General features: G+C 62.7%; 12 protein-coding genes. 7 read left to right on the forward strand and 5 right to left on the reverse strand.

Annotated features, from left to right (window positions below; translation table 11 throughout):
• The first annotated feature begins 182 nt into the window (after positions 1–182).
• The gene (locus PQR08_RS34510; RefSeq protein WP_408163860.1) at positions 183–1670 is read left to right on the forward strand and encodes an MFS transporter; all 1488 of its coding nucleotides are present in this window, start codon (positions 183–185) and stop codon (positions 1668–1670) included.
• Positions 1671–1676: 6 nt separating this feature from the next.
• Here PQR08_RS34510 and PQR08_RS34515 read toward each other — a convergent pair whose 3' ends face one another.
• Both PQR08_RS34515 and PQR08_RS34520 read right to left on the reverse strand, forming a co-directional pair.
• Positions 1677–2273, reverse strand: a complete 597-nt coding sequence (locus tag PQR08_RS34515; RefSeq protein ID WP_250484197.1) for a nitroreductase family protein — start codon at positions 2271–2273, stop codon at positions 1677–1679.
• 103 nt (positions 2274–2376) lie between these two features.
• The gene (locus PQR08_RS34520) at positions 2377–3660 is read right to left on the reverse strand and encodes an MFS transporter (protein ID WP_187609494.1); all 1284 of its coding nucleotides are present in this window, start codon (positions 3658–3660) and stop codon (positions 2377–2379) included.
• Between the two features lie 122 nt (positions 3661–3782).
• On the opposite strand from PQR08_RS34520, the gene PQR08_RS34525 reads away from it, so the two are divergent.
• Entirely contained in the window at positions 3783–4433 is a 651-nt protein-coding gene (locus tag PQR08_RS34525) for a TetR/AcrR family transcriptional regulator (RefSeq protein WP_238295604.1), read from the forward strand.
• Positions 4426–4983: a DUF1415 domain-containing protein gene (locus tag PQR08_RS34530; RefSeq protein ID WP_408163863.1), complete on the forward strand. Its 558-nt coding sequence runs from the start codon at positions 4426–4428 to the stop codon at positions 4981–4983. Before PQR08_RS34525 ends, PQR08_RS34530 begins: the two co-directional genes overlap by 8 nt.
• Here PQR08_RS34530 and PQR08_RS34535 read toward each other — a convergent pair whose 3' ends face one another.
• Entirely contained in the window at positions 4984–5859 is an 876-nt protein-coding gene (locus PQR08_RS34535) for a class I SAM-dependent methyltransferase (protein ID WP_051627222.1), read from the reverse strand.
• A gap of 378 nt (positions 5860–6237) precedes the next feature.
• Between PQR08_RS34535 and PQR08_RS34540 the strand changes: the two genes are divergently transcribed.
• Positions 6238–6558 (forward strand): hypothetical protein, encoded by a 321-nt coding sequence (locus PQR08_RS34540; RefSeq protein WP_035509889.1) that lies wholly within the window; start codon positions 6238–6240, stop codon positions 6556–6558.
• 48 nt (positions 6559–6606) lie between these two features.
• On the opposite strand, the gene PQR08_RS34545 is transcribed toward PQR08_RS34540, so the two are convergent.
• Positions 6607–7305, reverse strand: coding sequence for a FadR/GntR family transcriptional regulator (locus tag PQR08_RS34545; RefSeq protein ID WP_408163864.1), 699 nt, complete (start codon positions 7303–7305; stop codon positions 6607–6609).
• A gap of 220 nt (positions 7306–7525) precedes the next feature.
• On the opposite strand from PQR08_RS34545, the gene PQR08_RS34550 reads away from it, so the two are divergent.
• The 3 genes from PQR08_RS34550 to PQR08_RS34560 all read left to right on the forward strand — a co-directional run bounded on the left by PQR08_RS34550 (position 7526) and on the right by PQR08_RS34560 (position 11583).
• Positions 7526–8650 (forward strand): mannitol dehydrogenase family protein, encoded by a 1125-nt coding sequence (locus tag PQR08_RS34550; RefSeq protein ID WP_408163866.1) that lies wholly within the window; start codon positions 7526–7528, stop codon positions 8648–8650.
• A 94-nt stretch (positions 8651–8744) separates the two neighbouring features.
• Positions 8745–10031 carry an MFS transporter gene (locus PQR08_RS34555; RefSeq protein WP_035509880.1) on the forward strand — a complete coding sequence of 429 codons (1287 nt, stop codon included), beginning with the start codon at positions 8745–8747 and terminating at the stop codon, positions 10029–10031.
• A 10-nt stretch (positions 10032–10041) separates the two neighbouring features.
• A complete protein-coding gene (locus PQR08_RS34560) occupies positions 10042–11583 on the forward strand; it encodes a UxaA family hydrolase (protein ID WP_408163867.1) in 1542 nt (513 codons plus the stop codon).
• Positions 11584–11639: 56 nt separating this feature from the next.
• Here the strand turns inward: PQR08_RS34560 and PQR08_RS34565 are convergent, their stop codons facing one another.
• Entirely contained in the window at positions 11640–13274 is a 1635-nt protein-coding gene (locus tag PQR08_RS34565) for an NAD(P)/FAD-dependent oxidoreductase (RefSeq protein WP_408163868.1), read from the reverse strand.
• Positions 13275–13394: the final 120 nt, after the last annotated feature.

Here is a 13394-nt window from a genome sequence, read left to right on the forward strand (position 1 = left end):
GGACGTCGCATTCAAACATGGACGGCGTTTTTAACACGTTCCGCGCAACGCATCAACCGCATTTCGGCTATTTTTAAACCACCAGGTTTATTCGACAAAAGCGGAATGCAACTTGCGCACTTCGCGGCAATTTGTTCGCTTTTTTGCGTGCCGACTCGCAGCGAAAAGCACGCCTCCGACGCATGAACGAAGCCGCCGCGCCACAGGAGAACCGTTTGACCGATAAAGCCAGCGATCGTCCGGCCATCATCGAAACCGATTTGCCCGGGCGCCTCGACCGTCTGCCGTGGGGCCGCTTTCACACGCTGATCGTGCTTGCGCTCGGCATCACGTGGCTGCTCGACGGACTCGAAGTGACGCTCGCTGGCGCGGTCGCGAGCGCGCTCAAGTCGAGCCCCACGCTGCAATTTTCGAATGCCGATGTCGGCATCGCGGGCAGCGCGTATATCGCGGGCGCGGTGCTCGGCGCGCTCGGCTTCGGCTGGCTCACGGACCGGCTCGGCCGGCGCAAGCTGTTCTTCATCACGCTCTTTCTCTACGTCGCCGCCACCGCCGCGACCGCGTTCTCGTGGAATCTCGCGACCTTCGTGCTGTTCCGATTTCTGACCGGCGCGGGCATCGGCGGCGAATACACCGCGATCAATTCGACAATTCAGGAATTCACCCCTGCCCGCCTGCGCGGCTGGACCGACCTCGCGATCAACGGCACGTTCTGGGTTGGCGCGGGCATCGGCGCGGCGGGTTCCATCGTGCTGCTCGATCCCGGCCTGCTTCCGCCCGATTGGGGATGGCGCGCGTGCTTTCTGATCGGCGCGGTGCTCGGGCTCACGATCCTTTTCATGCGGATGTGGGTGCCGGAAAGCCCACGCTGGCTCATCACGCACAATCGCGAGAAGGAAGCGCAAGAAGTCGTCGAGGAAATCGAGGCGCATTTCCGGCAGCACGGCGTCGAGATTCCTGATACGCCCATCAAGCCGTTGCGCCTGCACGCGCGCGAGGGGACGCGGCTGCGCGAAGTCGCGCATACGCTTTTCAACGCGCATCGCAGCCGATCGCTGGTCGGACTCACGTTGATGACGGCGCAGGCGTTTTTCTACAACGCGATCTTTTTCACGTACGCGCTCGTGCTGACCGACTTCTATCACGTGCCGGGCGATCACATCGGCTGGTACGTGTTGCCGTTCGCGGCGGGGAATTTCCTCGGTCCGGTTCTGCTCGGCAAGCTCTTCGACGTGCTCGGCCGTCGCAAGATGATCGCGTTCACGTATGCGATGTCAGGCGTGCTGCTGACCATAAGCGGCTGGATGTTCATGCGCGGGATGCTGACCGTGACGACGCAGACCATCGCGTGGATGGTGATTTTCTTCTTTGCGTCGGCGGCGGCGAGTTCGGCGTATCTGACCGTGAGCGAGACGTTTCCGCTGGAGATTCGCGCGCTCGCCATCGCGGTGTTCTACGCGTTCGGGACGGCGCTCGGCGGCATCATCGGGCCGACGCTTTTCGGTCAGTTGATCGATACCCACGAGCGCGGCGCCGTATTCGTGGGCTATCTGATTGGATCGCTGCTGATGATCGCGGCGGCGGTCGTCGCGGGCATCTGGGGCGTCGCGGCGGAGCGCAGATCGCTCGAGGATGTCGCTCGTCCGCTTTCCGCGGCGGACGAGCATTGAGCGCGATTACTTGAACGCCTTGTCCCACGCGCCTTCGAAGGCCGTTTCCGCCAACGTCTTGCGCGCGCGCGGCGCCGCTTCGCGCTCGCGCAGCGTTTCGTCGAGCTGGCTCGCGTCGCCGTGATGACCGATCGCGATCATCGCGATGATCTCCACGTCCGCCGGAATCGAAAGCGCCTGACGGAACGCGTCGCGATCGAAACCGCCCATCTGATGCGTCGCCAGCCCGAGCGCGTGCGCCTGGAGCACGAGCGCCATCGCGGCTGCGCCGGTGTCGTATGTCGCGGTGCGGTTCGCGTCGCCCTTCGGCGTGAGTGACGAAGCCGTCACGCAGACGAGCAGCGGCACGTTCACGTTCCACTTCTGATTGCCGGGCATGAGGGTGTCGAACGCGCGCTTGAACGCGGCTTCGTCGCGATGACGGTCGAACACGATAAAGCGCCACGGCTGCAAATTATTCGACGACGGCGCCCAGCGCGCCGCTTCCAGCAGACGATGCAACTGCGCGCGCTCCACGGGCGCGCTGGAAAACGCGCGCGGGCTCCAACGGCCGGCGATCAGTTCGTGGATGTCGATATCGGTCGGAGCGGGCTTCGTGGTCATGTTCGGTCCTCGTTGGCGTGATGAAAAGCAAAAGGCGCGAATCGGCAAAGATGCGCGCCGTCAGGCCACAAGGATAAACAAGCTCGCGCGCGCGTGCAGATCGTCAGGTCGCGGCGACGCCCACCGACCGGCCCGCGCGATTGATGCGCAGAACGGTCACGGCGGCGACCAGGCACAGGCCGCCGGAGATCATCGTCGCGATGGTGTAGCTGCCGAGGCTCGAACGCAGCATGCCGCCGCCGAGCGCCGCGAACGCCGCCCCCAGCTGATGGCCCGCGACGATCCAGCCGAACACGATCGGCGCCGAATCCTTGCCGTAGACATCGGTGGCGAGGCGCACGGTCGGCGGCACGGTGGCGATCCAGTCGAGACCGTAAAAGACGGCGAAGAGCGGCAGGCCGAAGAAATCGATGCCGAACGCGTAGGGCAAATAAATCAGCGACAGTCCGCGCAGGCCGTAGTACCAGAACAGCAGCAAGCGGGCGTTGAAGCGGTCGGAAAGCCAGCCGGAGAGCGTCGTGCCGAACAGATCGAAGATGCCCATCGCGGCGAGCAGCGTCGCGCCCTGGACTTGCGTCATGCCGTAATCGGAGCACATCGCGATCAGGTGCGTGCCGACATAACCGTTCGTGCTCGCGCCGCAGACGAAAAAGCTGAAGAAAAGCAGCCAGAAATCGCGCGTTTTGCTGGCCGATGCGAGCGTGCCGAATGCGACCTTGATCGGATTTTTTGGCGGCGAGATCGCGGCGGGCGGCACATTCGCCGCTTCGCCGACGGGCCGCAGCGAGAGATCGGCCGGGCGCTCGGGCAGCAACCACGCGACGAGCGGCAACACGACCGCCGCCGCCGCCGCGACGACGAACACGACCGGCCGCCAGCCGAAGCGCTCCGAAATCGACGCGAGGAACGGCAGGAATACGAGCTGGCCGGTCGCGGAGCTGGCGGTAAGAATACCCATTGCGAGACCGCGATGCGTGGTGAACCAGCGGTTCACGATCGTCGCCGACAGCGTGAGCGCCGCGACGCCCGTCGCGCTGCCGACCATCACGCCCCACACGAGCACCATTTGCCACGGTTCGGTCATCATCGACGAGATGCCGACGCCCGCCGCGAGTGTCGCGATCGCGGCGAGCACCGTCGGGCGCACGCCGAAGCGCTGCATCGCGGCCGCGGCGAACGGGCCCGCGAGGCCGTAAAGCGCGAGATTGATCGAAATCGCGAGCGAAATCGTGCCGCGCGACCAGCCGAACTGCTTTTCGAGCGGCAACATCATCACACTCGGCGTCGCGCGCGTACCGGCTGCCGCGAGCAGCACGAAAAACACGACGCCCACCGCGACCCAGCCGTAATGTATCCGGCCGTTCAGCCGTCTCGCTACCCAGTTCATCGCTGCTCCGTTACGTTGATTCTTGCCCTGCGACGTTACCGCTCTGTCACATCAGAGTTGCGAGCTTAGTTACCGATCGGTAACATGTCAAGCATGCAGCAGAATTCTTCGAGGAACCGACTGTGACACGATCGACCGCCGACCAGCCGAAAGCCCCCGCCCGCCGAAGTGTCCGCACGGACGGCGCGACCGCGCAGGAGCAATTGCTCGACGCCGCGCAGGAGCTGTTTTATCGCGACGGCATCCGCGCAATCGGCGTCGATGCCGTCGTGGAACGCGCGGGCGTCAATAAAATGAGCTTGTATCGGCGTTTCGCGTCGAAGGATGAACTCGTCGTCGCGTATCTGGAACGCATGGACGAGGGCTTTCGGCGGCGCTTCGAGGCGAGCGTCGCGAAACATCCCGACGAACCGGCAAAGCAGATGATTCAGGCGCTCGAGGATCTGGTAAAACGGGCGTCCTCGCCGGATTATCGCGGCTGCCCGTTCGTCAACATCGCGTGTGAATTCGGCGATCCGGCGCATCCCGCGCGGCAGTCGGTGGAGCGCAACAAAAATTACCTGATGACGCGTCTGGTCGAGATTTGCACGGCAGCCGAAGCGGATAATCCCGCTGAACTGGCGGAATCGCTCGCGTTGCTTGTCGACGGTATTTACGCGACCAGCCAGACGTACGGACCCGGCTCGGGCCCGCTGCTCGCCGCGCCGCGCATCGCGCGCACGCTGATCGCGGCAGCGTGTCCCGCGTATCGCAAACAGGATTCTCATGACTGACGGCAGCACCCGCGACGAGGTGATCGCGGCGACTCGACACTGGCTCACCCGCGCGGTGATCGGACTCAATCTGTGCCCGTTCGCGAAGAGCGTGCATGTCAAAGAGCAGATTCGCTACGTGGTGAGCGAGGTGCGCGGCGTGGACGATCTCGTCGTAGAACTGACGGATGAGCTTCGTCTTTTGCACGATACGGATCCCGAGGTCATCGACACGACGCTTTTCATCACACCACACGCGTTCGCGGATTTCGCCGATTACAACGACGCGCTCTATTTCGCCGAGAATCTGCTCGTCCAGCTTGGACTCGCGGGCGAACTGCAGATTGCGAGCTTCCATCCGGACTATCGGTTCGAAGGCACCGGGCCCGACGATATCGACAACTACACGAATCGCGCGCCGTATCCAACGTTCCATCTGATTCGCGAAGCGAGCATCGATCGCGCCGTCGCCGCGTTCCCCGATGCATCCGACATCTACGAGCGCAATATCGAAACGCTGCGCCGTCTGGGGCATGACGGCTTCGACGCGTGGATGAAAGACAAATCCTGATCAGTGCGCGGGCGAAAAAAATCGCTCGCGCAGTTCGTCCAGCCCGAGCGTTTCGAGCACGTCCGAAAGCCTTTGCGCAGGCCGGCCACGCGGCAAGTCCTTGAACTGCGCGACGATGAGCTCGTTCTTCATCGAATGTTCCCATCCGACGAGTTCCGTCACGCTCACCTGATATCCGTGCGATTCGAGTTGCAGGCAGCGCAGCACATTCGTGATCTGGCTCCCAAATTCGCGCGTATGCAGCGGATGCCGCCACATTTCCGTCAGCACGTTCTTCGAGAGCGCGTGCCCCTTGTTCTTTCGGAGCACTGAAGCCACCTCGGCTTGACAGCACGGCACGACGACGATGTACTTCGCATTCTTCTGCAGAGCGAACTGGATGGCGTCGTCGGTGGCGGTGTTGCACGCATGCAGTGCGGTGACGATATCGATCGAATCGGGCAGACGATCCGAATCGATTGATTCGGCCACCGACAGATTCAGAAACGACATCCCAGTAAACCCGAGGCGCTGCGCCAATTCCTCGGATTTTTTTACCAGCTCCTCACGCGTCTCGATTCCAAAGATGTGTGACCGATCGCGCAGAGTCTTGAAGAAGAGATCGTAGAGAATAAACCCGAGATAGGATTTTCCCGCGCCGTGGTCGACGAGTGATACGGCCCCTTGGCGCGCGTGCACGTCGGCAAGAAGCGGTTCGATGAACTGATAGAGGTGATAGACCTGTTTCAGTTTGCGGCGGCTGTCCTGGTTCATCTTGCCGTCGCGCGTGAGGATATGGAGTTCCTTCAGCAGTTCGATCGACTGGCCCGGACGAATCTCGTGTTTGGTGGAGGGGTCGGGTGTGCCCGGAGCCGACGCGGAGGCTTTCCTGGTCATCGTAAAAGGTTCGATCAATAAAAAAGCGGAGCATGTTCGCGCCGAATGTGCGCTAACCGCTGGTTCTGTTGTCTCAAAAGAGGAAGTTTACTCAAAAGCGCGAAGACGCTCTCGTTCCAGTCATCGGCAGAAGGCCAATGCGTGGCAGCAAGGCTGCATGGAACAGATTGTGCATCGTCCGGCAATGAGGCCATTGGAAAAGACGACACAGCGTGGCCTTTCGGCCGCGTACCGATGCAGCAGCAGAAGCAACAAGCTGGTAACAGGCCGCGTCTCGACACGCGAAGCGTCGTCACCCGCGCCCGGCCTTGTTACGTAACACCTAACGCACAGCGCGGCGAATGCGACTCGCGGCGCCATGAACATGAGAGGACGGCGATGGATGCGATCCCCGACAAGAAAGCAGAGAAGCAGTTTCAGGAGATGCTCGCGGCACTGACCGCGATGCCCGCGTGGAGTGAAAAGCAGCAACTCGAACTGGAAATGGCCCGAGAGATTTCCGTGGAAATGTTGCGCCTCGCCGAGTCGATGCGCGACGGCTCCACCGACATCGAGTCGTGCCTGACCATGCTGAAGTACGCCAAAGTGATGGATTTCGTCCTGACTACGCTCGCCTCACGCCGGGAGATTGCGCCGCAAACGCTGCGCGTCATCTTCAAGCTGGCGGGTCTGAAGGTCGATGAAGCCTATCCTGGCTGACGCGGTCACGTTTTCGCCATCGGTGCGCGCTTCCCGCGCGCGCCGGCGTCAGCTTTTGCGTTTAGTCATCAGACGCGCCGCTGACTGACGCATGTGCCGCTGCATCGCGGCCTGCGCCTGTATTGCGTCGCGCGCCTCCAGCGCTTCCAGAATTTCCCGATGCTCGCCCAGCGCGGCCGCCCACGTTTCTTCCCCTTCGAAGTGCCCACGCAGCGTCGACGATAACGGACTGTGCCGTTCGTCGTAGAGACTGCCGACCGTTCGCACGAGCACATCGTTGCCCGTCATCTGCGCGATCGCGATGTGAAACGCGCGATCGGCGGCCATCGGCACTTGCCCGTTCCCGACTTCGCGGGCCATCGTCTCGTACACGGTGCGCAGCGCCTTCAGCTCCTTTGGTTTCGCGAACGGCGCGACGCTCGCCGCGATCGCGCCTTCGATCACGCTGCGCGCGGTCATGATCTCGATCGGGCTTTCGCCCAGTTCCGCTTCGGTCGTCGACGGCTTGTTCGCGGGCGTCGCGACGATATAGACGCCCGATCCCATGCGTATCTCGACGCGCCCTTCCAGTTCGAGCGCGACGAGCGCCTCGCGCACGGATGGCCGCGATACGCCGAGCGTCAGCGCCAGTTCGCGCTCCGACGGCAGACGGCCATTCGGGGCGAAATCCTGCTGCTCGATCAGTCCGCGCAGCTTGTCGGCGATCTGTAGATACAGGCGTCGCGTCTCGGCTGGTTTCACGCTCACGTGCTGGCTCCTGCTTTTCGTCTCGGGGAAAACGTGGATTGTAATCAGCGGAAGGGCCGACGCACCGCGTGGCGGGCATTCGCCGTTCTCAGACCGCTTACAAGTGGCTTGACCAATTCTGTTTCAAGACACTAGTATGCAATCCGGTAAGGCCAGGTGGCCAATTTTTTTAAGGCGATCTGGAACCGTTCCCACTCGACTAATTCCCCAGCTCCCGACGATGAGCAATCCGATTCTTCAATTCGGCACGAGCCGTTTCCTGCAGGCGCACGTCGACTTTTTCGTCAGCGAGGCGGCGCGCCGCGATCCGGCGAAAGCGCTCGGCAAGATCACCGTCGTTCAGACTACGTCCAGCGCCGACAGCCGCGCGCGCGTCGAGGCGTTGCGCGCGGCCGGCCGTTATCCGGTCCGCATTCGCGGCCGTCGAAGCGACGAGACCATCGATTCGACCGTCGAATGCGATTCGATCACCGAAGCGCTGCACGCGAACGACGACTGGCCTTTGCTGATCGAGCGCGTGAAGCGCGACGTGAAAGTGATCGTCTCGAACACGGCGGACGCCGGCTACGCACTCTTCGACGAAGACACCGCCGATCTGCTCGACGGCCAGCGCACGCCGCGCGGCTTCGCAGCCAAGCTCGCGGTGCTGCTCCACGCGCGATACCAGGCCGGCGCCGCAGCGATCACGCTCTTGCCCTGCGAACTGGTTTCGCGCAACGGCGACACGCTGCGCGATCTGGTGATCGGAATCGCGCGCGGCTGGAACGTCGACGAGGCGTTCATCGGCTATCTCACGAAAGACTGCGTGTGGGTGAATTCGCTCGTGGACCGTATCGTGTCGGAGCCGATTCAGCCGGTCGGCGCGATCGCGGAGCCGTATGCGCTGTGGGCGATCGAGCGGCAGGCCGGCATGGTGCTGCCGTGCGAGCACGAGGACATCGTCGTGACCGACGATCTCGCGCACTACGAACGCCTGAAGCTGCTGATGCTGAACCTCGGCCACACGATGCTCGCCGAAATCTGGCGCACCCGCGAAGGCTCACCCGACATGACCGTGCTCGACGCGATGCGCGATCCCGCATATCGCGAGCCGCTCGAAGCGACGTGGCGCGACGAAGTGCTGCCCGTGTTCGCGGCGCTCGGCAAGCTCGATGTCGCGGCGGAATATTTGTCGAGCGTGCGCGACCGCTTCGAGAATCCGTTTCTCGTGCATCGGCTCGCGGATATCGCGCGCAATCACGACGAGAAGAAAGTCCGGCGCTTCCGGCCCGTCATCGAGCTCGCGCGCGAATTGAATCTCGACGTCGATCAGAAGCGTCTGCACGACGCGCTCGAATCCGCCTGAAGACCGATACCCAGCTTTCGAATTACGGCTCACCGCGCCGGCATCGCGGATCGGGCCGGAACACATGAAGTGCCGCCCATTGAGGAGACAAACGATGCGCAAAATGCGTTGGGTAGTGATATTTCTGGCTTTTCTGGCAATCGCCATCAATTACATCGATCGCGCGAACCTCGCGGTCGCCGCGCCGCAGATCGAAAAAGCGCTCGGCATCGGCCCCGCTGAAATGGGCTTCATCCTGAGCGGCTTCTTCTGGAGCTACGCGCTCATGCAGATGCCCTTCGGCTGGTTCGTCGATCGCGTCGGCGCACGTATCGCGTTGCCGCTCGCCGTGGGCTGGTGGTCCGTGTTCACGGCGCTTACCGCCGTCGCGACGAGCGTCGTCGGCATGTTCGGCTGCCGTCTGATGCTGGGCATCGGCGAAGCGGGCGCGTATCCGTCCTGCGCGAAGCTCGTGTCGCAATGGTTCAAGAAGGAGCAGCGCGCGTTCGCGACCAGCATCTTCGATAGCGGCTCGCGCGTGGGTTCGGCGCTCTCGATTCCCGTGGTCGCGCTCATCATCAGCTCGTTCGGCTGGGAAGCGTCGTTCGTTATCACCGGCGTGATCGGCTTCGTGTGGATTCTCGGCTGGTTCCTGATCTACCGTAACAAGTCCACGGGCGACCTGACGGGCGAGGTGGACGCCGCGCCGGTGCAACCGGTCGCGCCGAAGACCAAGGTGTCGTGGGCGTCGCTGTTCAAGTACCGCACGCTGTGGGGCATGATGCTCGGCTTCTTCTGCCTGAACTTCGTCATCTACTTCTTCATCACCTGGTTCCCGAGCTATCTCGTGCAGGCGCACGGCTTCTCGCTGAAATCGCTCGGCACGCTCGGCACGATTCCCGCGCTGATGTCGATTCCGGGCGGCTGGTTCGGCGGCTGGGTGTCGGACGCGCTCTTCAAACGCGGCTGGAGCCTCACCGCCGCGCGCAAGACCTGCATGGTCGGCGGCATGCTGCTTTCGTCGGTCATTACGCTGTGCGCGTTCGTGACCAACATTTATCTGATGCTCGCGTTCTTCGGCATCGCTTACGCCAGTCTCGCCTTCGCGGCCGCCAGCATCTGGTCGCTGCCGAGCGACGTCGCGCCGACGCCGGATCACGTCGCATCGATCGGCGGCATCCAGAACTTCGCGTCGAACCTCGCTGGCATCGTCATCACGACTTTCACCGGCGTGATGCTCGCGATCACCAAGGGTTCGTTCGTGATTCCGCTGTGCGTCGCGGGCGGCTTCTGCTTCCTCGGCGCATTCAGCTATCTTGTAATCGTCGGCAAGATCGAACCGCTCAATCGCGCCGAAGAAGAGCAAGCGCGGCTCGACAACCGCGCACCTTCCACGGTCTGAGAACAAAACCATGTCCACCACATCCACCGACCATGCGGTCATCCGGCTGCATCCGAACGACGACGTCGTGATCGCGACGCGTCAGCTGCTCTCCGGCGCGCGCATCGCGTCGGAGGATCTCGTCGTCGCGGGGCTGATTCCGCCGGGACACAAGATCGCGACCCGCGACATCGCCGCGGGCGCGCCCGTGAAGCGCTACAACCAGACCATCGGCGTGGCGCGCGAGGCGATTTCGCGCGGACAGCACGTGCACACGCATAATCTGTCGATGGCCGATTTCGCGCGCGAGCACGAGTTCGGCGTCGATCAGCATCCGACGCCGTTCGTCGACAAGCCCGCGACATTCATGGGCATCCGCCGCGAGGACGGCCGCGTGGCGACGCGCAATTTCGTCGGCGTGCTGACGAGCGTGAACTGCTCGGCGACGGTCGCGCGCGCCATCGCCGATCACTTCCGGCGCGATGTGCATCCGGAAGCGCTCGCGGATTATCCGAACGTCGATGGCGTGATCGCGCTCACTCACGGACTCGGTTGCGGCATCGACATGCAGGGCGAAGGCCTCGGCATTCTGCGCCGCACGCTTGCGGGTTACGCGATCCATCCGAATTTTCATTCCGTGCTGTTCGTCGGATTGGGCTGCGAGACGAACCAGATTTCGGGCGTGCTCGAATCGAGTGGCCTGAAGGACGGCGCCAAGCTGCGCAGTTTCACGATTCAGGACAGCGGCGGCACGCGAAAGACGATCGAGCGCGGTATCGCGATGATCGAGGAAATGCTCGTCGATGCGAATCGCGTGCAGCGCGAGCCGGTTCCGGCAGCGAATTTGGTCGTCGGATTGCAGTGCGGTGGATCGGATGGTTATTCAGGCATTTCGGCGAACCCTGCATTGGGCGCCGCGGTCGACAAACTCGTCGCGCACGGCGGCACCGCGATTCTCTCCGAGACGCCCGAAGTCTACGGCGCGGAGCATCTGCTAACGCGCCGCGCGGTGAGCCGCGAAGTCGGCGAAAAGCTGCTCGCGCGCATCAAGTGGTGGGAAGAGTACTGCGCGCGCAACGGCGCGGCGATGGACAACAATCCGTCGGCCGGCAACAAGGTCGGCGGTCTCACGACGATCCTCGAAAAGTCGCTCGGCGCGGTCGCGAAGGGCGGGACGACGAACCTGGTCGAAGTATATGAATACGCGCAGCGTATCGATGCGAAGGGCTTCGTCTTCATGGATTCGCCCGGATACGATCCGATGTCCGCGACGGGGCAGGTTGCGTCGGGCGCGAATCTGATCTGCTTCACGACGGGTCGTGGTTCTGCTTATGGATGCGCGCCCTCGCCTTCGCTGAAGCTCGCGACGAACACGGCGTTGTGGGAGCGGCAGGAAGAGGACATGGATATCAACTGCGGCGGCGTGATCGACGGTTCGGCGACCATCGAGCAACTCGGCGAACAGATCTTCCAGATGATGCTCGACTGCGCGTCAGGCGTGGCGTCGAAGAGCGAACTGCACGGATATGGGCAGAGTGAATTCGTGCCCTGGCAAGTGGGCGTGGTGACCTGAGCTTGCCGCAGTTTTAGTTATGAAGAGCGCAGCGGATCGACCGATGCGCTCTTTTTTTATACCGCGGCCGCGTGCTGCGCCATCATCTGCAACGCGACGGCTTCCGCGACTTCGATGCCGTCGATCGCCGCCGAGTAAATACCGCCAGCGTAGCCTGCGCCCTCTCCCGCCGGGTACAGACCGTCGACGTTGACGCTCTGATAATCGTCCTTGCGACGCACGCGAATCGGCGAAGACGTACGCGTCTCGACGCCGGTCAAAACGGCGTCGTGCATCGCGAACCCTTTGATCTTTTTGTCGAGTTCGGGCAAGGCTTCGCGGATCGCTTCGATCACGTAATCGGGCAGCGCGGTGCTCAGGTCGGTGGGCTTCACGCCCGGCTTGTACGATGGATTGACCGAACCAAGCGAAGTCGACGCGCGCCCCGCGATGAAGTCGCCGACGAGTTGCCCCGGCGCGGAATAGTCGCCGCCGCCCAGTTCGAACGCCCGCTCTTCCCACTTGCGTTGAAAAGCGATGCCGGCAAGCGGACCACCCGGAAAGTCATCCGGCGTAATGCCCACGACGATGCCCGCATTCGCGTTGCGCTCATTGCGTGAATACTGACTCATGCCGTTCGTCACGACGCGCCCGGGCTCCGACGCTGCCGCGACGACCGTGCCGCCCGGGCACATGCAGAAGCTGTACACCGCGCGGCCGTTGCTGCAATGGTGGACCACTTTGTAGTCGGCCGCGCCCAGCTTTTCGTGACCGGCGAATTTGCCGAAGCGACTTCTATCGATCACGCCTTGCGGATGTTCGATGCGAAAACCCAGCGAGAATGGCTTGGCTTCCATGTACACGCCGCGATCGTGCAGCATCTCGAAGGTGTCGCGCGCGCTGTGCCCCACGGCGAGCACGACATGATCGCAGCGGAGCGTTTCGCCGGTCGAAAGCTTGAGGCCGCGCACCTTTCCGTTATCGATGTCGATGTCCTCGACCCGCTGCTGGAATCGCACTTCACCGCCGAGCTGGTGGATCTGTGCGCGCATCTTCTCGACCATGCTCACGAGCCGGAACGTGCCGATGTGCGGGCGGCTCAAGTACAGGATGTCTTCCGGCGCGCCAGCTTTGACGAATTCATCGAGTACTTTGCGACCATAGTGCTTGGGATCCTTGATCTGGCTGTAGAGCTTGCCGTCGGAAAACGTGCCGGCACCGCCTTCCCCGAACTGCACATTCGACTCCGGGTTGAGCTCGTTGCGTCGCCAGAGGCCCCACGTGTCTTTCGTGCGTTCGCGCACGGCCTTGCCGCGTTCGAGGATGATCGGGCGGAAGCCCATCTGCGCGAGGACCAAGCCTGCAAACAGCCCGCAAGGCCCCATGCCGATGACGACCGGACGCGGCAACGTCGAATGCGCCGGCGCTTTCGCCACGAAGCGATACGCCATGTCGGGCGTAACGTTGCAATGCGGATGGGGATGCGCGTCGAGACGCTTCAATACCGATGCTTCGTCTTGCAGTTCGACATCGATGATGTAGGTGAGCTTGATGTCGGAGCGCTTGCGGGCGTCGTGCGCACGGCGAAATACGTGGTAGTGAATGAGCTCGTTCGCCGTCACCCCGATTTCCGCAAGACGTGCGAGAACCGCCGATTCGATAGCCGATTCGGGATGATCGAGCGGGAGCTTGATTTCGCTTAGACGTAGCATGGGGACATCGACGGCGCTGGCCGTGCCTTTCGAAAATACGTAGAAGGATTTTAGCGCTTGGGGATGCGACTTTTGCTTTTCTCCGCGGCGCGTTGCCCAACGCAAAAACCCCACCTTTAT

Origin of the sequence: Caballeronia jiangsuensis, assembly GCF_046030135.1 — a bacterium.
In the GTDB taxonomy this organism is placed as follows: domain Bacteria; phylum Pseudomonadota; class Gammaproteobacteria; order Burkholderiales; family Burkholderiaceae; genus Caballeronia; species Caballeronia jiangsuensis.